This is a genomic window from Legionella oakridgensis ATCC 33761 = DSM 21215 (genome assembly GCF_000512355.1).
GTDB classification, from domain to species: domain Bacteria; phylum Pseudomonadota; class Gammaproteobacteria; order Legionellales; family Legionellaceae; genus Legionella_A; species Legionella_A oakridgensis.
On sequence record NZ_CP004006.1, the window covers coordinates 1,939,533 to 1,963,788 of the forward strand.

Sequence of the window (24,256 nt, forward strand, 5' to 3'; positions counted from 1 at the left end):
TCATATCGGTTGATCCGGCGGAACATCAAGAATACGTAAGGCAGCACCCATTACCTTAGCAAATAGGGGCGCGGCCACTGCTCCTCCATAATAACTCAAACGTGATGGTTCATGAATGACCACAGCAACAATTAATCTTGGTTGAGAAGCTGGAGCAATTCCTACAAAGCTCGCAATATGCCGTTTTTCTTCATAACCGTGTTTGCCGGCAATGCGTGCCGTTCCTGTTTTACCGGCAACGCGATAGCCGGGAATCTTGGCTTGTCTACCGGTGCCATCAACGTCAACCACCGCTTCCATCATAGCCAGCACCTGATTAGCAGTATTAGAATTGATGACTTGAACACTTTCATTAGGTTTGTCATAGTGCAATAACCGTACAGGCATGAGACGACCTTGATTAGCAAAGATCAAATAACTTTTTGCCAATTGCAAGGCATTCACTGACATGCCATAGCCAAATCCCAAGGTTGCCAGTACAAACGGATTTGCATCAGCGGCTCTAACAAGTAAGCCATCACTTTCACCCGGGTAACCACTTTCGGTGCGCTGGCCAATACCACAACGTCGCAGCAAGCCTATTAATTGTTCTGGCGGACTGGCTAATACCAATTTAGTGACACCGACATTACTTGAATGTTGTAAAATACCAGTGACATCCAACAACCCATAATTTCTTAAATCGCGAACCGTATGGCCGTGCACCACCATCCAGCTGGGTCGAGTATCCACTAGACTATTTGCCGTAAACTGACCACTTTCAAGCGCACTGGCAATACTGAAAGGTTTCATGACCGATCCTGGCTCAAACACATCCGTAATAGCTTTATTGCGATACATCTCTAGGGGATAATGTTCACGTACGTTCGGATTAAACGACGGGGCATTGGCAATAGCCAACACCTCGCCGGTCTGAGTATCCAATACAACCACTGAGCCAGATTTTGCAGAAAACTTGGAGAGTGTGTCTTGCAATTCATGGTATGCAAAATATTGAATGCGTCTATCGATGCTCAAGCGCAATTCATGACCAGGACGCGGTTCCGTTATGACACCCAACTCTTCAATAATACGGCCTGTTCTGTCTTTTAAAACACGCTTCTTGCCATTGATTCCCATCAGCCAGGGTTGATAAGCAAGTTCAAGCCCTTCAATGCCTTGATCATCAATATTGGTAAAACCAATTAATTGCGCCGTGCTATCTGCCTGGGGATAATATCGCTTAAATTCTTCTTCAAAATACACACCCGGGAGCGCTAAAGATTCAATTTTTTTAGCCAGCATGGGTGTTAGTTGCCGCTTTAAATAAATAAACTCACGAGTATTCGCCTGAGCTATGCGCTCTGCCAATTGTTTTACAGGCATATGAAGTAAATGTGCCAGAGACACTAATTGCTGATTATCCGGGTTAAACACTTTAGGATTAACCCATAATGATTTTACCGGCGTACTTACCGCTAATGGAGCCCCTTGTCGATCAGTGATCATGCCGCGATAGGCAGGAATTTTAATCGTCCGCAGGCTGCGGGCATCTCCTTGATTTTGTAAAAACTGTCTATTCTCGACCGTCAGATCATACATGCGCCAAATCAGTGCCGTTAACAAAAATACAAAAAAAACGACACCATCCATAATCTTAATTTATGATTTTTGTTGCTCATTTGACCCGTAATATAAGGATTTGCTTGTCTACAGGTAAAGACATTTTAAATTTTTCCCTGGCCAATTGTTGCACTCGTGCTGGTGTTGCAAGACTTGCTTGTTCAAGCAATAACTGCCCCCATTGCAATTGCAATTCATGTGCTTTTTGCTCAGCACGCTGCAATTGACTAAACGTCATACGGTGCTGATTGGTTGCATAAATAACCGCCAAGGCACTTGCTAGCACAGAAATCAACAAGAAGACCTGAAAGCAAAACAGCCTGGACAAGCGAATATCAGCAAATTGTCCACTAAATATATTGCTTTGGTGAATCATTTTCGCTGCAGCATTCATGCTATTTTTTCTCCTATCCTAAGTACAGCACTTCGAGCTCGAACATTATTCCTAACTTCATCATCACTAGGTTTAATTGCCTTGCCGACACGTTTAAAATTCGTTACTAATTCAGAAGCTTTAAAAGGAATTCCCTGTGGGGGCTGCATGCCACGCTCCTCATCCCGCATAAACTGTTTAACAAGACGATCTTCGAGAGAATGAAAACTAATAATGACCAGCCGACCTCCAATAGCCAAACTGCCTATGCATTGCTTTAAAAACTCCCGTAAATCAACCAATTCCTGATTAATGTAAATACGAATTGCTTGAAACACTCGGGTTGCCGGATGTTTGTGTTTTTCCCATTTAGGATTTGCTTCTTTGACAATATCCGCCAATGCTTGTGTCGTTAAAATAGGGCTTTGTTCGCGGGCGTGAACGATTGCGTGGGCAATGCGACGTGCATAACGCTCTTCACCATATTGCTTAAAAACAAGAGCCATCTCCTGTTCTTCCGCTTGATTCACAAAGTGCGCAGCATCTATTTCTTGGTTACTATCCATACGCATATCCAAAGGTCCTTGCTGCATAAAACTAAAACCACGTTCAGGATTATCTAATTGCGGCGAAGAAACCCCTAAATCAAGCAAAATGCCATTAATTCGCCCATAGACACCTGCCTGGATAGCAATTTCATGTAATTTGCTAAATGATCCCTGAACAATGGTAAATCGATGATCATGACCAAAATGTTCTTTGGCATAAGCAACCGCTTCATGATCCTTATCGATTGCGAGTAATCGCCCCGCTTTATTTAAATTTGTCAAAATAAGGCGACTATGGCCACCACGTCCAAATGTTCCATCCACATAGATACCATCTGCCTTAATTGCCAAGCCTTCAATAGATTCTTGCAATAAGACCGATTGATGCGCACCCATAATTCATTCTCCATAACCCCTTTTAATGGGGTTTGATTACAGAGAAAACGTTTTCATTTCATCCGGCAAACCATCTTCTCTGGATGCTTCTTCGGCTAACCATTGCTCTCGCTTTGATTGCCATATCGACTCATCCCAAACTTCAAATTTGTTACCTTGTCCAATCATCACCACGCGTTTGCTTAGTTGGGCGTAATCCCGCAATAAAGGCGGTAAAAGAATACGCCCATTACTATCCAACTCCACATCAGTTGCATGACCAATCAACAGGCGCTGAATTCGACGAGCAGCTGTATTAAAACTTGGTAAACGCTGCAAGTTGTCCTCAATCACCTGCCACTGTCTTGCAGGGTACAGCAGCAAACATGTTTCTTCGGTATCAATGGTCACCACCAACGGAGCTCTGTCTTGCCCTAATGCATCTCGATAACGGACAGGAACTGCAAGACGTCCTTTTGCATCGACACTGATTGCATTGATTCCACGAAACATGATTTCTATCTTGTGGGAAAATTACCCCCCACAATTCTCCACTTTTTAGTTATTTTAAACCACTTTTCTACACTATAGGAATACATTTTCACTAGCGTCAAGATAAAAATCCCATTTTTTTCAAAAAATTCAGAATAAAAATCTAGGCTAATTTTTTGGTGATCATATATTATTCATTGTGATTTTTAAAAGACATTTAGCTTTTTATTTTTGGCAGGAATTTAAAATTTCACCCGGATTGATTGGACAGTGGCTTTAAAGACATTATTTGCGAACAGGAGTACTCAGATAGCATATCCTGGATAGCGCTTCGCGCTGCCCAGGCTACAAACAAACCGACAAAATCAATGGATTGCAATTAAGGTAGCCCTATTAGATAGAGGCACTAATTCATCGCAACGGCAATACGTATTCCTTGCAATACGAGATCGGGCGCTAGATGATCGTAAAGTTCATGCTTATCAAACAATGAAGCAAACCCACCGGTTGCCAACACTAAGACATCCTGTGCAGGAAATGCTTCTTGTTTAATACGTTGAATTAACTCACGGCAAGAACCCAACACGCCATAAAACACACCCGATTGAATACTTTCAATGGTAGAACGGCCAACCACCTGCTCTATTTTGACAATCTCCACCGCCGGCAATTTTGCCGTATTATTTGATAAAGCATCCACAGCCAAACGCACCCCGGGCAAAATAGCGCCGCCTAAGTATGCTTTTTTGGCGTTAATAGCACAAAACGTCGTTGCCGTTCCATAATCAATGATAATGAGATTTTTACCTGGAAAACGATGGGTGGCTGCAATAGCATTAGCAATCCTGTCTGCCCCAACTTCTAATGGATTGCGATATTGAATATTTAAGCCGGTTTTTACACCTGCTTGCAAAAAAAATGGTTCAATATCAAAATACTTAACGCAAGCCGCGCGCAACGAATAATCCAGTTGAGGCACTACCGAACACACACCAATTCTCTTGATTGCTTCTGGAAAACACTGATTTTCTCGCAAAACACTTTTAAGAAAAATTCCCAATTCATCAGAAGTACTCATCTTGGATGTGTGGCGAAAACGTAAACGGATCTCCTCATCAGCAAACACCCCACCATAAATATGGGAATTACCGACATCAATACAAAGCATCATGTTGTTACTCTACCTAAGTGAAAGCCGGGATCGTAAGTGGAGATAAGACAAGAATCAAGGGAGATTAAAAAGGATAAACTTATATCACGATAAGAATAAGCACCAACGACAAGAACCTCTTTATAAGAATATGTCTTGCAACAACTATCGCAATAGTGGCAAAAAACCTTAACCTACAGGTAATAAAAGTCGGCCGATAAGCCGGGTTCTGTCTTGGACAACCATTCATCTGGGATAAACGTCACCGTTTACCTCAAGCGACCTACCCGAATCCCACACGGGCCGTGCGTTATGATCGCAATGATCATATGGATTCCTATTTGGTCTTGCTCCAAGTGGGGTTTTCCCTGCCACGACTGTTACCAATCGTGCGGTGCGCTCTTACCGCACCATTTCACCCTTACCTGTAGTATACAGGCGGTATATTTTCTGTGGCACTTTCCGTAGACTCACATCTCCCAGGAGTTACCTGGCACTCTGCCCTATGGAGCCCGGACTTTCCTCCCTTTGCTAAAGCAAAGAGCGATTGCCTGACCGACTTTGTAAGTAATAATAGCAGAGTGATTAGCATAAGACCATATTAAAATTCACGGGTTCCAATAAACTCATCATCAAAATAACGCTTTAACTTCGTACGTAAGGTACCACGGCTAACGCCTAGAACGCGAGCTGCTTTGGATTGATTATAACGCGTCATTTCCATTACAGTACGAAAAAGAGGAGCTTCAACTTCTTCAACGATGAGTTGGTATAAATTTAAATTTGCATCTTTGCTCGTTACTGCATTCAGATAGCCTTTTACCGCATGAATCACTTGTTGTGATAATGCTTCTTTTTGTTGAATGTCTTGCATTACTGCACTCATTTTTTTCTCCAATCTATTTGTACTTTTACTTTTAACAATTCAAATACATTCGATCGAACATCCCATAGACCGAACATCATGATTTATATAATAACAAATGTCTCAAAGAGTGTAAATATTGTTTTAATGATATTCATTTATTAAGCGAAGCTTAAGGGTTTTTTTACACAGAATATGATTATTTTTTACCAAAATGCAAAAAAAATACCATAAATTAAAATCCTGGCATTCATTTAAATCAAATTTGAGATTTTATTAGAGAAACAAAGTCATTTTAATTAATAAATAACAAAACAAAGATAATTCATAGCCATACAGTCATAACAAAATCTACTCGTGACCATACAAAATTGTAAAATAGGACTTAATCAACGGTAAAACTTTCCCCACAACCACATTGTCCTGTTTGATTTGGATTATAAAAAATAAATTTATGATTCAATCCTTGTTTCACATAATCAACCTGTGTTCCTTTAAGATAGGGATAACTTCTTCTATCAATACAAATTACATAATCCTCAATCAGTGGTAAGACAATATCGTCGACCGCAGGTGACTGAACATAATCAACGACATAAGACAAACCAGAACATCCCGTTTTTTTAACGGATAACCGAATTCCCTTGCCGTTCTGCTTAGTCAAGTAGGACAGCACATGTTTCATAGCCGCTTCCGTTAAATCAATACGTTGCTCAGAATCATTTACATGCTGAATTACATCGCTCATCAACTGCCTCTCAAAATCAACTTAATAAGTTTATTATACTTCAAAATGATGTTTCTCATGCAACGTTGTGATTGCTTTGCAAATCACCGTTATGGCATGTTTGACATGCTCCTCCGTAGTATAACGACCAAGGGATAATCGGATGGAACTATAGGCCAATTCTTCACTAAGGCCTAATGCCCGTAAAACATAAGAAGGCTGCGAACTGGCCGACGAACACGCAGAAGTAGTTGAAACAGCAAGCTCATTCAATGCCATTAACAATGATTCACCATCAACCCCAGTAAAACTGATATTAAGATTACCAGCAATTCGCTGTTGAATATGACCATTTAGCCGAATGCCTGGTAAATGTTTAATGCCCTGCCATAATTGTTCTCTTAGATGCAGAATACGGGATTGTTCGCTCTGACGACATGTCTCAGAGAGCGTAAAGGCTTCTCCCATTCCTACAATTTGATGCGTTGGTAAGGTGCCAGAACGCATCCCGTTCTCATGCCCACCACCAAAGCTCAATGGTTGTAATCGAATTCGCGGTTTTTGTCTGACATATAAAGCCCCTATTCCTTTGGGACCATAATTTTTGTGAGCAGAAAAAGACATTAAATCCACAGCCAGCTCCCGCAAATTTAATTCAAGTTTTCCAGCACTTTGCGCAGCATCAACATGAAATATAATTCCTTTACCTTGCAATAGCATTCCAATGCTTTGTATGTCTTGCACCACGCCAATTTCATTATTAACATGCATGATGGATACTAAAATCGTGTCGCTACGCAATGATTGTTCTAAAACACTCATATCCAATAACCCATCTTCCTTGGGCTTAAGATAAGTGACTTCGAATCCTTCACGCTCTAATTGATGAAAGCTGTCCAATACGGCTTTATGTTCCGTCACCATGGTGATGATGTGACGACCCTTGCGTTGATAAAATCGTGCTGAACCTAAAATGGCTAAATTGTCTGCTTCTGTTGCGCCTGAGGTAAATACAATTTCTTCAGGATAGGCGCCAACTACCTCAGCGATTTGCATTCGAGCCCGCTCTACCGCTTTAGCAGCGGTCTGACCATAACTATGTGTTTTGGAAGAAGGATTGCCAAAATGTCCATCTGGTCCTAAATATTTAATCATTTGTTCAATAACACGCGGATCAACTGGAGTGGTCGCCATATAATCAAAATAAATTGGCTGTTTATTCATAGGAATGCCTGTGTCTTTCATTTATCTTTTCCTTTATTCATAGCATATTGAATGTGCGTTAGTATGCCACGCAAAATATTTACTTCCATACGTTCAAGTTTAATGCGGTTAAACATCCGCCGTAATCGCTGTAACAAACGCTTTGGATTGGACAATTTTAGAAAATCAATAGCCACTAAAACGTCCTGTAAATGAGCATACAATTGCTCAACTTCTTTAACAGTCGCCTGACTTTCACTACCCATATCCACTTCAGCTTTTGGTGAAAGCAGTTGCATACGTAACTCATAAGCAATAATCTGTACTGCTTGAGCAAGATTCAGAGAACCGTAGTCAGGATTGCTTGGTATATGAATATGGTAATGACAATGCAATAATTCCTCATTCGTCAAACCCGCATGCTCACGCCCAAACACAATCGCAGTCTCCAGATGATCCGGCTCCTCACTGATAAGTACCGCCTGTGTTTTTGGAGTTAGCCCTTGTAAAGCGATATCACGAGGGCGTGCACTGGTTGCCAAAACCAATTGACAGTCTGCAAGAGCATCTAACAATGAATCTGTTACCACAGCGCTCTCTAATACATCATCGGCCCCAGCCGCCATTTCATAAGCTCGCATATCTGGAAATGATTTGGGTGAAACCAAATAAAGTCTATGCAACCCCATTGTTTTCATCGCACGTGCCGCAGCGCCAATGTTACCTGGATGTGAGGTAGCCACCAAAACAATACGAATAGAATCAAACTTCATAATTTATTATTAAGTCAAAAAATCGGACTGTTTATACCATAAAGAGAAATAATATTTAATTTTTATTGAATATTTGTGATCTATTTATTTTCAAGATGAGGCATTAGACTAAACTATGTTAGAATTTTGACTTTTGTTAACCAAGAGTGCCTTATGCATCCACTTTTAAATATAGCCGTCAGTGCCGCCCGCCAAGCCGGTGAGATTATTATTCGTCACATTGAGCAACTTGACCGTATCAAAATTACCGCCAAAAGTCATGAAGAATATTTTTCTGAAGTAGACATAAAATCAGAACAAACCATCATTCAAGCCATTCATAAAGCCTATCCGGAACATGGTATCATTGCCGAAGAAAGCGGCGTTTATCGTGACGATGCTGAAACGGTGTGGATTATTGACCCACTGGACGGAACCAATAACTACTTGCACGGCTTTCCATTTTACGCCGTTTCAATTGCCGTGCGCGTCAAAGAACGCATCGAACATGGGGTAGTTTATGATCCATTGCGGCATGAATGCTTCTCGGCCAGCCGCGGCAGTGGAGCTCGCTTAAATGATCGCCGCATTCGTGTATCAAAACAATCACAGCTTAGTTTGTCTTTACTGGGCACAGGATTTAATTCCCGCAATAAAGAATTAGCCAAGCGCTATCTACCCACCTTCGAAGCATTATACGGTCAATGTGCCGGTTTACGGCGTACGGGTTCCGCCGCTTTGGATTTAGCCTATGTAGCCAGCAGCAGGCTGGATGGCTTCTGGGAATTTGGTTTACGACCCTGGGATATTGCTGCAGGCGCTTTGCTGGTCAGGGAAGCTGGTGGATTGATTGGTGACCCGCAAGGCGGTGAAAATTATCTGCAACAGGGTGATGTTATTGCCGGCACACCAAAAATCTTCAAATCACTTCTGCAAACCCTAGCTCCTGTGATTAAACTCTAATTCTTTCTCTCCACCTCCCTTTTAAGAAGGGAGGAACAAAACCTTCCTGCAAGTTTGTTCATTTTACTTAACCATAAAGTCTCTGTACATTGGATTATCCACTCACAAATACAGTAAAAACTAAACCAAAAAGATCAAAATTTAAACTATTATTATAGTGTAACCGTAGGAATTTTTGCCAATGGACAAAGACGTATCAGCCCAATGCCAAAAAGGGTTCACTTTAATTGAAGTATTAATAAGTGTGGTGATCTTAGCGATTGGATTATTAGGAATTGCAGCAATCCAGCTTAATATGATCCGCTATAACCACTCCGCCCAAATGCGCTCAATTGCCATAGCACAAGCGAACAACATGATTGACCGTATGCGTGCTAACTACACCGGAGTCAAAACGGGACTTTATAACAACGTCTCTGGCATCCCAGCTAACCCTGGATGCACGACCTGCAATTCCAGCCAAATTGCTCAGCTGGATACTTATCAATGGAATAGCAACAATGCTCTCTTACTACCCTCTGGCCAGGGAACCGTCATCAATAACGGCAACCATTATACCATCACCCTGTATTGGGACAATAACCGCACTGGTGCCACTGGACTAAATTGCAGTGGCAATAGTCAGGTTGATTTAACCTGCCTCATTATGGAGGTGCAGTTATGATACAGAATTGCAAAAAACACGGAAGCGGGTTTTCTATCGTTGAATTCATGATTGCCATTACCCTGGGAGCTTTAGTGGTTGCCACCACCGGTTCCATTTATCTCACCAATAAAACCAACTACAGAATTCAGGCAGGATTGGCACGGCTACAAGAAAATGCCCGTTACGCCAATTATTTCCTTAACTACGAAATTCGTATGGCCGGTTATCAGGGATGTGCTGGTGAAGAATTTACTCAAGTCACGAATCGTGTAAAAAATCCTTCGCCGATATTGCTCTACGAAAAACCACTGCTTGGCTTTGATGGTTTAAGCGCCTCTTTTAGTCCGAGTCTTCCAACCAATTTGTTGGGAAGAGTGATACCTAACACGGATGTGTTGGAAATAAGAATGGCAGCAAACACCAACGTGCAGTTAAGAGATGACATGAATTTAACCAATAATCCCGTCTTGGTTTATGACCGATTAGGAATCCAGGCCGGCGAAATTATCATGATTACGAATTGCATTGTCGGCGACATTTTTGTTGCCGGCGGTAACACCAATGCCACCGCCATTACTCATACCGTAACCGAGAATACCAGCAATGATCTCAGCACCTCTTACACAGCAGGATCTCATGTCATGCGTTATGTCTATTACGCTTTTTATATAAAAAATACAGGTCGTACCAACGCTGATAATCAACCCATTTACGCCTTGGTAAGGCAAGACATCAATGGCAATGAAGTGGAAATTGTCGAAGGGGTAGAACAAATGCGCATACTGTATGGCGTTGATACTAACGATGATAAAGCCGCTGATCGTTATCAATCAGCCACAGAAGTGAATAACAGCAATAATTGGAATAATGTCATCAGCGTCAAAATTAACCTGCTGTTTTCCACCATTGAAAACGTCGCAAGCAGCCCGCAATCCTATCAATTTAATGGCGCGACTTATACCCCAACGGATCGTAAATTACGTCGGGAATGGCAAAGTTTTGTGACCATACGCAATAGAGGGCTGCCATCATGAGAACATATTCCGGCGCCACCCTAGCGGTTACATTACTGCTTTTATTTGTTGTGTCCTTACTCAGCATCAGTGCCATGCAAGTATCGAACTTTCAAGAAAAAATGTCATCTAACCTGCAAGATAAAGAATTATCCTTTAATGCTGCTGAATCCGCTCTCGCTGCAGGAGAGGCCTGGATTCTTTCTTTAAGCCAACAACCACCTGTACTAGCCACTTGCTCACCCTTTCCCTGTGTTCAGGAAACTTATCAAAATCTGGATTTTTCAACTCAATCGAGTAACTGGTGGCAAACTAATTCCGCAGTTTATGCTTCACAATTGCATAGCCTCGCCAGCCCTCCTCGCTACATCATTGAATTTCTGCAATTTGTACCCGATTCTCCTGAAGTGGGGGACTCATCGAAAAAAGTACCGGCACTTTTTATTATAAGATAACGGCAAGGGGAACAGGCTCGTCAAACAATGCAGTCAGTATTTTACAGACAACGATAGGAAGGAGATTCTGATGAACCATGCCTTCTCTGTCAATCGACTATTATACGGCTTGCTATCCTATAGTCTGTGGTCAGGTATGGCTTTTTCCGCACCTTTAAATTTATCACAAACCCCACTGTTTCTTACGGATGAAGTTGCACCATTAACCATGTTGGTGGTCAGCCGTGATCATAAACTTTACTTTGAAGCCTATAATGATTCCACCGACATTGACGGTGATGGAATCATTGACATCCGCTTTAAACCCAGCGTCGACTATTTTGGTTATTTTGACAGTTACAAATGTTACTCTTACAACAGCGGTGGACAATATTTTTATCCCGTTTCTGTGACGGCCAACAAACAATGCTCCGGACAATGGAGTGGCAATTTTCTTAATTATATTACTACGGCACGTCTGGATGCTTTACGCAAAGTCTTGTATGGTGGTTATCGCTCTAGTGACGATACAAATCAAACCATCTTGCAGCGCACTTACATCCCTCAAGATGGCCATAGCTGGGGAAAAGAATATCGAAATTTGGCGGTTGATGGCTATGACATCAGTCATTATACTCCTTACAGCCAACCCTCTGGCAGTTCTTATCATTTATTCGCCAACACGACGCTTAGAAATGGAACTGGCTTGCCCTTGCTGAGGGTCGCCTTAAATCAGCCCTATCGCATTTGGGAGTGGGTTAGTATAGAACGCCCTGTCGCAGGAAGCCGTGCCTTAAATGGCAGCAGTGGACCATCCATTTCAGGAATCACCGATTATGTTGTACGCGTAAAAGTCTGTGACCCGGCTGTAGGGCTGGAAGACAACTGCCGCGCTTACGCCTCAGGATATCATAAGCCTATTGGCCTCCTGCAAGAATTTGGTGAAAATGACGCCATGCAATTTGGCCTTTTGACAGGCACCTACAATAATAACTTATCAGGTGGCGTCATCAGAAAAAATATATCCTCCATCACCGATGAAATTAACCTAAACACCGGTCAATTCACCAGCGTAAGCGGCATCATTGCCACATTAAATCGCTTGACCGTCACTGGATTTCAAACGGATTATTCTTACAGTTGCGGCTGGATAACCACACGTAACATTAATAATGGCGAATGCCAAATGTGGGGAAATCCCATCGCTGAAATGATGTATGAAGCCGTACGTTACTTTGCTGGTAAATCAACACCAACTTCAGCGTTTGATTACTCTGGAGGAACCGACGCAAGTCTTAATTTGCCTAAACCGTCCTGGCAAAATCCCTATAGCCAATATCCTCGCTGCTCTAAAGCCAATATGCTAGTGATTAGTGATATTTATCCTTCCTATGACGGCGATCAAGTGCCGGGAAGTTATTTCAACAGTATTTCAGGCGATTTATCACCTGCCCTAAATGCCGCAACGCTAGGCCAACAAATCTTCACAGGAGAAGGTTTCTCGAGTTTACTTGCCTTTATTGGCCAATCAGCAGGAGAAAGTGATGGTGCACCAACACCAAAAACCGTTACCAGTTTCGGCAATATCCGCGGACTGGCTCCCCATGAAGCCAATTCAAAAGGCAGTTATTACGCTGCTAGTGTGGCTTACTATGGCTGGACCAATGATGTAAATAATGCTCAAAGTAAGCAAAATATAAAATCTTTTATGATTGGCTTGTCTTCTCCCTCACCCGAAATTAAATTTAATGTAGGCGGCAATCCGATTTCTCTTATACCTTTTGGCAAGTCGGTCAATGGCTTTAGCATCAACCCAACGCAAGGTCAGTATCAGCCTACTAATAACATCGTTGATTTCTACATTGAATCCTTAACAGATAGCAGCGCTGTGTTTCGAGTTAATTTTGAAGACGTTCAACAAGGCGCTGATTTTGACATGGATGCCATCGTCAAATACACCGTTACCGTCAATCCCAATAATACCCTGACCGTTAATCTGGAAACAATTTACAGTGCGGGTTCCATTACCCAGCATATGGGGTATGTCATTTCCGGTACCACAGCCGATGGCGTGTATCTTGAGGTTCGCGATAGTGATACCACTGCAAGCAGTGACGTTAATTATTTTCTGGATACTCCCCCCGGACAATTACCTGGACAAGGATGGCAAGATAACACGGCTTTGCCGCTAGTCACCACGCGTACCTTTACACCAAGCAATCAGCCTGACGCCGCTATTCTTAATTCTCCTTTATGGTATGCGGCAAAATGGGGTGGATTTACTGACGCCAATAACAGCGGCACACCGGATCAAACAGAAGAATTCGATAGCAGCGGCACAGGTTCTCCTGATAATTATTTCTTAGTCACCAATGCCAATAATTTGCAAACGCAATTAGCTAAAGCGTTTGCTCTGATCATTGAACGTACAGGTTCTTTCTCATCCGCCGCCTTAAGCAGTGGTTTTCTGAGTACAGGAACAAGAATTTATCAAGCCATATTCCGTACAAAAGACTGGAGTGGACAATTACTGGCTTTCGCCATTGATGAAAACAATGGTAATATTCTAACCACTGGCAGCGGGCCATCTGGTTCCGTCTGGGACGCAGCGCAAAAACTTAATCTCCAAAATTACAACAGCGGCAGACAAATTCTGACGTATAAACCATCTGCCAATCTTGGCATTCCTTTTCGCTGGCCAAACAATCCTGCTTCTCCGACCAGTAATGAACTTGATCTGGTACAAGTTAATGCCTTAAACACCAATCCCATCACTGCTCTCAATGATTCGGCAGGCAGCTCGCGTTTAAATTATTTGCGCGGCAATCAAGCGCAAGAAGAACAACATGGCGGTATTTTTCGCGATCGCTCCACAATTCTTGGTGATATTATCAATTCAAACCCCATTGCAATCAGTGTGCCTGAACAACAATATCCGGTGCTATGGTCTGGGAACTCTCCTGAAAATAATGTGTCCTACAGCAGCTTTCGTCAAGCCAATCTCAATCGCCAGGCGGTACTTTATGTGGGAGCCAATGATGGCATGCTGCATGCTTTTAATGCAGACACAGGAGTAGAACTGTTTGCCTATGTTCCTTCACCTGTTTATAAAAACCTGTCGCAATTAACCTCTCCTGATTACACCCACCATTATTATGTAGATGGTTCGCCCACCGTCATTGATGTTTTTTCTAGTAACCAATGGCGAACCATGCTCGTTGCCGGATTAAATGGCGGTGGTCAAGGCGTGTACGCATTGGATGTCACCAACCCTGGGCAATTTACTGAAAATAATGCAGCAACCATTGTAAAATGGGAATTTACTGATGCGAACGACGCAGATTTGGGATTCACTTATAGCCAGCCGGCGATTGTACGTCTTGCTACCGGACAATGGGCTGCCATTTTTGGCAACGGTTATAACAACACCTATACGGATGGCACAGCAAGCACGACGGGTAATGCGGTACTCTATATCGTCAACATGACAAACGGTACAATCATTAAAAAATTTGACACCAAGGCAGGCATGAGTGCCGACCCCCAAGGACTTGGGCGGCCGAATGGCATGTCATCACCTGTTGTGGTAGATACCGATGGCAACGGCATCGCCGATTTGGTGTATGCGGGTGACTTGTTTGGAAACGTCTGGAAAATCAACATCTCCTCTGCCAACGCTAATCAATGGGATTTCAGCTTTAAATCAGGAAGTACCCCATTGCCATTTTACGTCGCCAGGGACAGTAATGGCAATCGCCAACCTATTACCATCAAACCAACCGTCTCTCGTCTAGACGTCAATGCTTCCGGATTGCAAATTCATATTGGAACGGGTAAATATCTGGAAACAGCGGATAAAACAGACACCAGCATTCAAACCATATATACCTTACGCGATACACATACTACAAGCATTAGCGGACGCGCCGAATTACGTCAACAAACCATCCTGGAAGAACAAGGAAATGTGCGTGTTGTCAGCGAAAACCTGCTTGCCAATAATGATCGTGGCTGGTATCTGGATTTAATCGTCGGTGGCGTAGCCCGCGGAGAACGCATCGTTTCCAACATGCTTTTCCTGAATAAAAAAATTATTTTTTCAACCATTATTCCCACGGACGATCCTTGTGACTTTGGCGGTGAAAGCTGGTTGATGGAATTAAATGCCTTCAGTGGTGCACGATTAAATTATCACGTCTTTGATTTGAATAATGACAATCTGTTTGATAGTAACGACGCTGTTGTTCATAGTGAAGGAGGTCAAGACATCAGTGTACCGGCAAGTGGCGTTCATCCGGATGTAGGCTTGGTTAACACCCCTGCAGTCCTTAATGCCGGCAATATCGAATATAAATATCTTCCAGGAACAAGTGGTGATATTCAAAAAGTGACTGAAAATCCTGGTAGCAGCCGTTTTGGTCGGCAATCCTGGCATCAATTACGATAAATATCTTCAATTTCCCTACTAATATCACATAATTGATCTAAAATAAAACTATATGATCACTATTTGAGATATATGTCTCATCAAAATATCCAAAAATCAGCCATTGAACAAGCGCTTGAACGCTCTGAATTTTCCAGGGCCGCCAATCTATCGCAACTCATGATCGACTGGCCCCGTATGAAACATTACCTGTATATCAATGGCCAATCTTTACAAGAACACGCCGAAGAAGTTGGTATTGATCTTGCAAAAATATTGGAATCACCTCATGACCCAATACTGCAGGCCCAATTTAAAAAACTATTAGACCCTCTTATTCCCGCTGCATTACATGACAAAGATCAAGTCTATGATCAACTGGCACAAGTTCTGCATCAAGGCGGTCTGCCTACTATACTGGAAACTGAGTTACAAAAATCATTAAACAGCGAAGGCATGATGCTTGATAATGTAAAAAGAGGCATGGAAAGACGTACTGACTTAATACCGACCGACGAAGGTTTTATAATAAAAGAACTCTTTGTTTACCAAGGCAATCTTTCAAGAAAAGATCCCGATAATCCGGAATACGTACAAAAGCCTGGAAAAGCCCCGATATTATCAGGTAAATGCATTTATGAGGTAGCCGTTTCCAAATCCGGTATAGAGCTCGAACTACAAGAGATGCAGCTTAGTGCAACCGAAAAAAAACTGGAAATGCTGTTAATGCCCCCTCCCGACCCTATTAGAACGACACACACGATGAAAGAAGGACTACAAAGGCTCAAAACGGATACTGATGAACCTTTCGAAGAACGCATGAGCCCCGCACCGTCTCGATGAACACAACACCAGTACTCATTTTAGAACATGGCCAGATCAAATCCAGCCATCATAAACATCCTAAATATTACTGAAATCCTGGCCTTACTCCCAAAGCGTGGGGAAGTTCATCGATCATTGCCGTGCCAATGTTTTTTGCCACTTGCTCAAAGACGGTATCCTTATGAGTATAATCCACGATTTTATCAATACCGATAATATCACGCGCTAACTGACCACTGCTGGCAAAGCCATCGATCAAACCATATTCTTTTGCCTGGACACCAGTCCAGTACAAACCTGAAAAAAGCTCATCATTCATGTGCAGACGATTGCCCCGCCCCTCTTTAACTTTGTCAATAAACTGTTGGTGAATCAAATTAAGCATGACTTGTAATTTCTTTATCTGCCCTGGCTGCTCAGGAGAAAATTGATCCATAAATCCCTTATTTTGACCTGAAGTGTACAAGCGTCTGGTGACGCCCAACTTCTGCATGGTATCCACAAAACCAAATCCATTGTAAAGCACACCAATCGAACCAACCAAACTCGAAGGATTGGCATAAATTTCATCCGCTGCTGCGGCTATGTAATAAGCCGCAGAGGCACATACATCAACACAGACAGCATACGTTTTAATATCAGGGTATTTTTGCCGATAATAGTGGATGATATTAAACATATAATCCGCCTGTACCGGACTGCCGCCAGGACTATCAATACGAATAATTAATGCTTTCATTCCTTTGTTTTCATAAGCCTTTTCCATGCTTTTAATCAAATTATCACTGCTGGCCAATTGATTTTCAAAAATAGTTCCTTTCAAATCAATTAAACCAACATGTGGTGTTGCGCCTACTGCTATTTCATCCTTGCGTAAGACCAACACTTGATAAAGCACCCATACAATAAGAATGAGAAAAAAATACGGGTAACCCATCGCCAAAAACGCTTGCGTTTTTGCTCGCGCATATATTCCAGTACAATTTTATTTAATAATGCCTGCGAATCTGGAGTATCTGTAGAAGAATGGTTATTAATCATAATGTATGACTTGATTTTACAAAGGAAGCCCCCATTTTACGGGAGATAGGAAATAATTTGAATCACTTTTAATATTAAGGGCCATCTTATGAGAATGGACAAACTTACATCAAAGTTTCAATTGGCCTTGGCCGATGCTCAATCTTTGGCATTAGGTCGAGATAATGGTTTTATTGAGCCGGAACATCTGATGAAAGCTTTATTGGATCAGGAGGGTGGGAGCTGCAGACCGCTGTTGTCCAAAGCCGGTATTAATATTTCTCAACTAAGAACACTGATCGATCAAGCACTTGAGCGTCTTCCCAAAGTGTCTGGAACCGCTGGTGAAATTCATATTTCCAATTCCTTAGGACGTTTACTGAATTTAACCGATAAATTATCACAGCAGCGCAAGGATAATTATATTTCCAGTGAATTATTTATTCTGGCGGCCATGGAAGAAAATGGCACATTGGCAAAATTGCTTAAACAAGCTGGAGCCGAGCGCAAAGCCATTGAAAAAGCCATTGATGAAATTCGTGGTGGCGAGACAGTGTCAGATCCCAATGCAGAAGAACAACGACAAGCCTTGGAAAAATATACCATCGATCTCACCGAACGTGCCGAACAAGGCAAACTGGATCCTGTCATTGGACGAGACGATGAAATCCGTCGTACCATCCAGGTCCTACAACGCCGTACCAAAAATAATCCAGTCCTTATTGGTGAACCTGGTGTGGGCAAAACTGCCATTGTTGAAGGCTTGGCGCAACGCATCATCAACGGTGAAGTTCCTGAAGGCCTGAAAGACAAACGCCTTCTGTCCTTGGATATGGGGGCATTAATTGCCGGTGCAAAATTCCGGGGCGAATTTGAAGAACGCTTGAAAGGTGTATTAAATGACTTGGCCAAACAAGAAGGGCAAATCATTTTATTCATTGATGAATTGCATACCATGGTAGGCGCTGGAAAAGCAGAAGGCGCAATGGATGCAGGCAATATGTTAAAACCCGCGCTTGCACGTGGTGAATTGCATTGCATTGGAGCAACAACGTTGGACGAATACCGTCAGTATGTTGAAAAAGATGCCGCGCTTGAACGCCGTTTTCAAAAAATACTGGTCGATGAACCGTCTGTTGAAGACACTATTGCTATTTTAAGGGGCTTGAAAGAACGCTATGAAGTGCATCATGGAGTAGAAATCACTGATCCCGCCATCGTTGCCGCAGCCACGTTATCTCATCGCTATATTACCGACCGGCAATTACCAGATAAAGCCATCGATTTGATAGATGAAGCCGGCAGTCAAATTCGCATGGAAATTGATTCCAAGCCAGAAAGCCTGGACAAACTCGATCGCCGTCTTATTCAATTAAAAATTGAGCGGGAAGCATTGAAAAAAGAAAGTGATGAAGCGTCAAAAAAACGCTTGGATGACTTGGAGCATTCCATTGCCGATCTTGAAAAGCAATATGCTGATCTGGAAGATGTATGGAAAGCTGAGAAAGCAGTCATGCAAGGCGCGACTCATATTAAGGAAGCGCTTGAACAGGCAAAAATTGAAATGGATACTGCTAAACGTGCCGGTGATCTTGCACGTATGTCCGAATTGCAATATGGGCGAATCCCGGAGCTCGAAAAGCAGTTGGCACAAGTTGGCAGCAATGAACCTCATGGCACCAAATTGGTCCGCAATAAAGTCACAGAAGAAGAAATTGCTGAAGTGGTATCTAAATGGACAGGTATCCCAGTTGCCAAAATGCTCGAAGGCGAAAAAGAGAAACTGTTACACATGGAAGAAGCGCTTCATCAACGTGTTATTGGTCAAGAGGAAGCCGTAGACACCGTCTCCAATGCAATACGTCGCTCAAGAGCCGGGCTATCAGACCCCAATCGCCCCATTGGTTCTTTCCTCTTTTTAGGCCCAACCGGCGTAGGCAAAACAGAACTTTGCAAAGCGCTGGCTGCTTTTCTTTTTGATACCGTCGACGCCATGGTCCGCATCGACATGTCGGAATTCATGGAAAAACATTCCGTGGCCAGATTAATTGGTGCTCCTCCAGGGTATGTAGGCTATGAAGAAGGCGGTTACTTAACCGAGGCCGTGCGACGACGTCCTTACTCGGTTATTTTACTGGATGAAATTGAAAAAGCGCACAGTGATGTATTTAACATTCTCTTGCAAGTATTGGATGATGGCCGTCTAACCGATGGCCAGGGACGCACGGTGGATTTTCGCAATACGGTTATTGTCATGACTTCCAACTTAGGTTCCCACCTCATTCAAGACATGGGCAGTAAGCTCACTTACCAGCAAATAAAATCGGCCGTCATGGATTTGGTGAGTCAACATTTCAGACCGGAATTTATCAACCGAATCGATGACAGCATTGTATTTCATGCCTTAACCAAAGAACAGATTGCCAATATTGCAACCATTCAAATTCACTATTTGCAAGAACGCTTGCAACAGCAAGACATTGTTTTGCATGTTGAATCTCAAGCACTCAGCCATCTGGCGGAAGCAGGATTTGATCCAGTCTATGGCGCAAGACCCTTAAAACGCGTCATTCAACAGAAACTGGAAAATCCTTTAGCACAAGATTTATTAACTGGCCTCTTCAAACCCGGAGATACCATTAACGTCACTTGGGAAAACGGGAATTTACACTTCAAATAATCCAGGAAAAAATTGCGGGACTGGCTCAAGCGAGCCAGTTTCGATGAATTAAGGATGCTCTCCCTCTGACTGTCGCTCTTCCCCCTCTGGTTCAGGTCTTCTGATGTCTTCTCTGATTTCTTCTAACTCATGTTGATATTTTTCCTTAAATTTTTCAAATTCTGAGGCGGCAGTTGATTTAAATAAGCCACGTTTTGTTTTTAATTCAAGACTCTCATCTAGAGTTGCCATGGTTGTTTGGAATAATTTATCGGCAGCCTTGTCAAGGGGCTCTGACCCTGCTTGTAGTGCACGATAACCGTCATGAAATTCTTGTCTCTGCGCTCTTAAATAGGCTAACTTTGCTTCTCTGCTCTCATCCACATTGCCAGTGATTCGCTCCCAAATCCCTTTAACTTCTAAACGCGCGATCTGTGCTTTAAGGTAATTATCCAACTGACATAATTTGCATTGTGCGTAATTAGACTCTTTATCAGGTACTCGACCTGCTTTTATAGCGTCATCCCGTTGTCCCCATTCAGGAGTGCCTTTTTCTGGTATATTAGGATTGGTTACAACATTTATATGTGCTCCTCTAATGCGCATTTCACTAAAAAGTTTAGTATCAACAGATTGCAGGAATTGACGTAGGGATTCCTCACTATTTTTAATTTTTATTATTCCTGAATTTGCATCCATAAATAATAAATGCTCTTTATCTAACCGACCATCTTCCTTAACAGCCATAGTAAACATCATGGCATGGCCAAACCGATGATTTGTGCCGAAACGAACCGGGCGCTCTAATCCGACGGTAAGTTTGATGCAAGGCGATTCTAAACAGGAGGTTGCATGAGGGTCGGCATTCATCTTTTCATGTATGCTTTTAGCCAACGATGCGAGTTGAAAATCATCCATTTTATCTTTATCGGATTCATCATGTCTCGTTATCGGCGTAGTAGCAGGGCTAAACGGTCGATCGGTTCCCAGATTAAATCTTGCACGAACACTCATATCTCCATCGTATTGTCCCGCCCGTAACCGCTCTATGAACTCTTTATCCGTTTGAGTGATTTTATCCTTCCAGGTATTATATCGCCCTTCCGTTACTGCTCGAGCAAAGTCATCACTCATAAAACTACAAACACCAGGATCACTCATAGGAAGGAAACCAAGAACCCCTGACTGATGAAACTTACTAATAATTTGAACATCTGGCTGCCGTTCACATGCTTTGTAAAAGGATGACTGATCAACTGAACCAAAGAAAAAAGCGGATTTCCTTCCTTGTGAACTTAGAATGAAGGCTTGTTCAAAGGCTCTTTCCCGCTGCAAAGCTCCCTCAGTTTCTTCATCATCAAGACGCCCCCATCCCTCCAAAAGGTCGTCAGCATCATCAGACGCTGCAGTTTTTTCTGCATCGGGGGGCATATCATCAGGTACCCACTGATCCGAAATTTCTGGCATATTACCTCCCTCTATATACAAATTATAATCTATTTTTATTTTCTCGTTTGAGAAGATATTCTTTTTTTAAATTTGAGTTTGATTGGCGTCTACCTCGGCCTGTCTATAATATGTGTGTTTCTAATAACAACCAGCGCATAGCAAATGATGTACTTGTGCCACGTTTTATCGCCCTCAGTGGCTAGAGTATATGCCACTGGCAACCTGGTGGTACAAGACAGTAGCATCGAGGTTATCAGTGATGCAGATAATGTATTAGCACTTGGGTGTAGGAGCAGAGGATGTGCTGCCAATGCGAATAGTGTTATCGCGGTAATGTAATAATAAATAACTTAACCATTACAGCTAGTACAAGCGTTAACGCCACTGGGGATGGTAATGTAGATGCAATTGGTATTTTGGCCAATACCGTGACCTTTGAAGGTAATGCAGCAAGCTTTATTTCAGCGCTCTCTGCACATGGAAATGCTGTTCCTATTGATTCAGGAGAAATTAATAATAATAGTAATCCTCCTTCGAAAGGTTCAACAAACGGCGGTTCTTTTGTCAACTGCGGTTAATCCTCAGCTCCTAATTAAGAGCTGAGACTTGCTAGCTATTCCCACTATTTTGTCCGAGGACACTATTAATGTGAAAATTTTTCATTAATTCGTGAAATGAGATGCTGATGAATATTTCCAAATCCACGATTACTCATCACCAACACAGCATCCCCTTCCTGCACATCTTTAATTACCGACTCAACAATCAAGTCTATGCTGGTCAATACCAAATAGGGACAACGCCAATCTTTTGCCACCTCAGAGAGGCAAAAATCCATTGGATTTAATACGTAAACCGCATCCACATTGGTCAATGCCTCTGCCATTTCCTGAGCATGCACACCCATACGCATCGTATAAGAAGCAAACTCCAAAACCACTAAGATTCGTTGATGCCGGCCACTTTGCTTAAGAGCAGCGATCGTTTTTTTAATTGCTGTAGGATGATGGGCAAAATCATCATAGACCGTGACTCCATGGCGATTTGATTTTATCTCTAAACGTCTTTTTACTGGCTTAAAATGTTCTAAAGCTTTTGCTGCAATGCTTGGTTTTACGCCAGCTTGCACACTGGCTGCAAAAGCAGCCAAGGCATTTTCAACATTAAAATGTCCAATCAATGGCCAATTGACTTCTGCCACTTCTTTCCCCACATGCCAAAAACGAAACGCCTGTCCACTCTCGTCCAGCAGTTCAGCTCGCCACGTTGCTTCACCGTTTAACGCCATCTCTTCAACACGACAAAATGGGCTGCGCGCTACCACTTCATTTAAGGCCAGATCATCACGAGGTTTAAGCACCAGGCCTTTACCAGGAATGGTTCTTAAAAAATAGTGAAACTGCTGTTGAATGGCCTTTAGATCATCATAAATATCCGCATGATCAAATTCCAAATTGTTCAAAATAGCAATCTCAGGGCGATAATGCATAAATTTAGGGCGCTTATCAAAAAACGCGCTGTCATATTCATCCGCTTCAATAACAAACCATTCACCATCACCAAGACAAGCACTGGTATTAAAATTAGAAGCTACCCCACCAATTAAAAATCCAGGATGCATTCCAGCATAATTGAGGATATGAGCAAGCATGGACGTGGTGGTTGTTTTTCCATGGGTTCCAGAAACAGCCATCACTCGATAACGTGGCAAAATATGCTCGGCTAGCCACTGCGGACCGGATGTATATTTAATTCCTGCATTAAGTACCGCTTCCAAAACTGGCATTCCACGCTTAATTGCATTCCCGACAATAACAACATCTGCCTCCAAAGCTTGTTGACTGTCTTCATAACCTTCGGTCCATTCTATTCCTTTTGCCGTGAGCAAATCACTGACAGGAGGATAGCAATTAGCGTCACTGCCAGTAACTTGAAAACCTGCTTCCCGTGCCAGCAAAGCCAGCGCACTCATAAACGTGCCGCCCACACCTAATATGTGAATACGTTGTGCTGTCATGATTTAAAAATTCTACCCAAATTTTGGTCGTGTCACTGATTATAGCGGTGCACAGTAAACATCGTCCAATTGATTTTTAAATGGCCATTCACCGCCAGAAAGACACCGTCAGAATATTGACCGCAAGAAGTCCAACACTGGCCAAAATGGCTGATAAATAGCCTATTTGCAGCGCCTCTTTATATAGATAAGCCGATAGCATAAATTGCCATGCTGTTAGCAATAATGTTAAAAATAAATACGCAAAGGTAATCATCATTGCCAATATCTGCGGCATTTTCCCATGCACTAACGTCAATGCCATAACGATTAAAGGGAAAGCAAACAAATGCACGATAATATGGCCCGCAAAGATGCAAGTCATCGTCTGCACCATACGACTTGCCAGATTAAATACTTGTAACAACAAATACGTGTACACCAAATAAGAAGCCACTAATGATAATCCGCTGAATAAATTAACCCTAAACACAAATTCCTTTTCATAATCAACCAATTGCCACTGCGTCATAATTAATAAAAAAAATAAAATGGTAACAACACCTAACAAGAACGGTGAATAAGGCGTATTGGCTGGCGTTTCTTTAAATAGACTGACTCGCCAATATTGTTTTATTAATGCAGCCCACATAGGATTACTCTTTGCTATCAGCGTGCATATTCATAAGCTATATCATTATAGTAGAGCGAAAGGACACAGAAAGAAAATGAATAAAG

General features: G+C 42.4%; 22 protein-coding genes and 1 other RNA gene. 8 read left to right on the plus strand and 15 right to left on the minus strand.

Features of this window, described 5'->3' with window-relative positions:
* The 10 genes from LOA_RS09495 to LOA_RS09535 all read right to left on the minus strand — a co-directional run bounded on the left by LOA_RS09495 (position 1) and on the right by LOA_RS09535 (position 8,108).
* Complete coding sequence (locus LOA_RS09495) at positions 1-1,632, minus strand: peptidoglycan D,D-transpeptidase FtsI family protein (RefSeq protein WP_025386130.1); 1,632 nt, start codon at positions 1,630-1,632, stop codon at positions 1-3.
* 25 nt (positions 1,633-1,657) lie between these two features.
* Positions 1,658-1,996: a cell division protein FtsL gene (ftsL, locus tag LOA_RS09500; protein WP_025386131.1), complete on the minus strand. Its 339-nt coding sequence runs from the start codon at positions 1,994-1,996 to the stop codon at positions 1,658-1,660.
* The gene (gene rsmH / locus LOA_RS09505) at positions 1,993-2,919 is read right to left on the minus strand and encodes a 16S rRNA (cytosine(1402)-N(4))-methyltransferase RsmH (protein WP_025386132.1); all 927 of its coding nucleotides are present in this window, start codon (positions 2,917-2,919) and stop codon (positions 1,993-1,995) included. The genes ftsL and rsmH overlap by 4 nt, the downstream gene beginning before the upstream one ends.
* Before the next feature lie 36 nt (positions 2,920-2,955).
* Positions 2,956-3,411: a division/cell wall cluster transcriptional repressor MraZ gene (gene mraZ, locus LOA_RS09510; protein WP_025386133.1), complete on the minus strand. Its 456-nt coding sequence runs from the start codon at positions 3,409-3,411 to the stop codon at positions 2,956-2,958.
* A gap of 385 nt (positions 3,412-3,796) precedes the next feature.
* Entirely contained in the window at positions 3,797-4,561 is a 765-nt protein-coding gene (locus tag LOA_RS09515; protein ID WP_025386134.1) for a type III pantothenate kinase, read from the minus strand.
* A gap of 181 nt (positions 4,562-4,742) precedes the next feature.
* An RNA gene (gene rnpB, locus LOA_RS13965) (RNase P RNA component class A) lies at positions 4,743-5,103 on the minus strand.
* A 38-nt stretch (positions 5,104-5,141) separates the two neighbouring features.
* Positions 5,142-5,426: a helix-turn-helix domain-containing protein gene (locus LOA_RS09520; RefSeq protein WP_025386135.1), complete on the minus strand. Its 285-nt coding sequence runs from the start codon at positions 5,424-5,426 to the stop codon at positions 5,142-5,144.
* 364 nt (positions 5,427-5,790) lie between these two features.
* Positions 5,791-6,153 (minus strand): HesB/IscA family protein, encoded by a 363-nt coding sequence (locus LOA_RS09525; RefSeq protein WP_025386136.1) that lies wholly within the window; start codon positions 6,151-6,153, stop codon positions 5,791-5,793.
* Positions 6,154-6,186: 33 nt separating this feature from the next.
* Positions 6,187-7,356 carry an IscS subfamily cysteine desulfurase gene (locus tag LOA_RS09530; protein ID WP_025386137.1) on the minus strand — a complete coding sequence of 390 codons (1,170 nt, stop codon included), beginning with the start codon at positions 7,354-7,356 and terminating at the stop codon, positions 6,187-6,189.
* A gap of 17 nt (positions 7,357-7,373) precedes the next feature.
* The gene (locus tag LOA_RS09535) at positions 7,374-8,108 is read right to left on the minus strand and encodes an RNA methyltransferase (protein ID WP_025386138.1); all 735 of its coding nucleotides are present in this window, start codon (positions 8,106-8,108) and stop codon (positions 7,374-7,376) included.
* A gap of 153 nt (positions 8,109-8,261) precedes the next feature.
* Between LOA_RS09535 and LOA_RS09540 the strand changes: the two genes are divergently transcribed.
* From LOA_RS09540 to LOA_RS09565, 7 genes are all read left to right on the plus strand, one after another.
* Entirely contained in the window at positions 8,262-9,050 is a 789-nt protein-coding gene (locus LOA_RS09540) for an inositol monophosphatase family protein (RefSeq protein ID WP_025386139.1), read from the plus strand.
* Between the two features lie 181 nt (positions 9,051-9,231).
* A complete protein-coding gene (gene pilV, locus LOA_RS09545) occupies positions 9,232-9,714 on the plus strand; it encodes a type IV pilus modification protein PilV (RefSeq protein WP_051398997.1) in 483 nt (160 codons plus the stop codon).
* Positions 9,711-10,730 carry a PilW family protein gene (locus LOA_RS09550; protein ID WP_025386141.1) on the plus strand — a complete coding sequence of 340 codons (1,020 nt, stop codon included), beginning with the start codon at positions 9,711-9,713 and terminating at the stop codon, positions 10,728-10,730. The genes pilV and LOA_RS09550 overlap by 4 nt, the downstream gene beginning before the upstream one ends.
* Complete coding sequence (locus LOA_RS09555; protein WP_052335936.1) at positions 10,727-11,164, plus strand: pilus assembly PilX family protein; 438 nt, start codon at positions 10,727-10,729, stop codon at positions 11,162-11,164. Before LOA_RS09550 ends, LOA_RS09555 begins: the two co-directional genes overlap by 4 nt.
* Positions 11,161-11,235 (plus strand): hypothetical protein, encoded by a 75-nt coding sequence (locus tag LOA_RS16250; protein ID WP_420795677.1) that lies wholly within the window; start codon positions 11,161-11,163, stop codon positions 11,233-11,235. Before LOA_RS09555 ends, LOA_RS16250 begins: the two co-directional genes overlap by 4 nt.
* Positions 11,235-15,590 (plus strand): pilus assembly protein, encoded by a 4,356-nt coding sequence (locus tag LOA_RS09560; RefSeq protein WP_025386142.1) that lies wholly within the window; start codon positions 11,235-11,237, stop codon positions 15,588-15,590. The genes LOA_RS16250 and LOA_RS09560 overlap by 1 nt, the downstream gene beginning before the upstream one ends.
* Before the next feature lie 72 nt (positions 15,591-15,662).
* Positions 15,663-16,412 carry a hypothetical protein gene (locus LOA_RS09565; protein WP_025386143.1) on the plus strand — a complete coding sequence of 250 codons (750 nt, stop codon included), beginning with the start codon at positions 15,663-15,665 and terminating at the stop codon, positions 16,410-16,412.
* A gap of 67 nt (positions 16,413-16,479) precedes the next feature.
* On the opposite strand, the gene LOA_RS09570 is transcribed toward LOA_RS09565, so the two are convergent.
* Positions 16,480-17,331, minus strand: a complete 852-nt coding sequence (locus tag LOA_RS09570; protein WP_238551216.1) for a S49 family peptidase — start codon at positions 17,329-17,331, stop codon at positions 16,480-16,482.
* Positions 17,332-17,523: 192 nt separating this feature from the next.
* Here LOA_RS09570 and clpB point away from each other — a divergent pair, with 192 nt between their 5' ends.
* Positions 17,524-20,094: an ATP-dependent chaperone ClpB gene (gene clpB, locus LOA_RS09575; RefSeq protein ID WP_025386144.1), complete on the plus strand. Its 2,571-nt coding sequence runs from the start codon at positions 17,524-17,526 to the stop codon at positions 20,092-20,094.
* A 48-nt stretch (positions 20,095-20,142) separates the two neighbouring features.
* On the opposite strand, the gene LOA_RS09580 is transcribed toward clpB, so the two are convergent.
* The 4 genes from LOA_RS09580 to LOA_RS09595 form a co-directional block, all read right to left on the minus strand.
* Positions 20,143-21,540, minus strand: a complete 1,398-nt coding sequence (locus LOA_RS09580) for a hypothetical protein (RefSeq protein WP_025386145.1) — start codon at positions 21,538-21,540, stop codon at positions 20,143-20,145.
* 304 nt (positions 21,541-21,844) lie between these two features.
* Positions 21,845-22,090 (minus strand): hypothetical protein, encoded by a 246-nt coding sequence (locus tag LOA_RS09585; RefSeq protein ID WP_025386146.1) that lies wholly within the window; start codon positions 22,088-22,090, stop codon positions 21,845-21,847.
* A gap of 75 nt (positions 22,091-22,165) precedes the next feature.
* On the minus strand, positions 22,166-23,539 hold the full coding sequence (gene mpl / locus LOA_RS09590; protein WP_042238908.1) for a UDP-N-acetylmuramate:L-alanyl-gamma-D-glutamyl-meso-diaminopimelate ligase: 1,374 nt from the start codon (positions 23,537-23,539) through the stop codon (positions 22,166-22,168).
* An 88-nt stretch (positions 23,540-23,627) separates the two neighbouring features.
* Positions 23,628-24,170: a hypothetical protein gene (locus LOA_RS09595; protein ID WP_025386148.1), complete on the minus strand. Its 543-nt coding sequence runs from the start codon at positions 24,168-24,170 to the stop codon at positions 23,628-23,630.
* Positions 24,171-24,256: the final 86 nt, after the last annotated feature.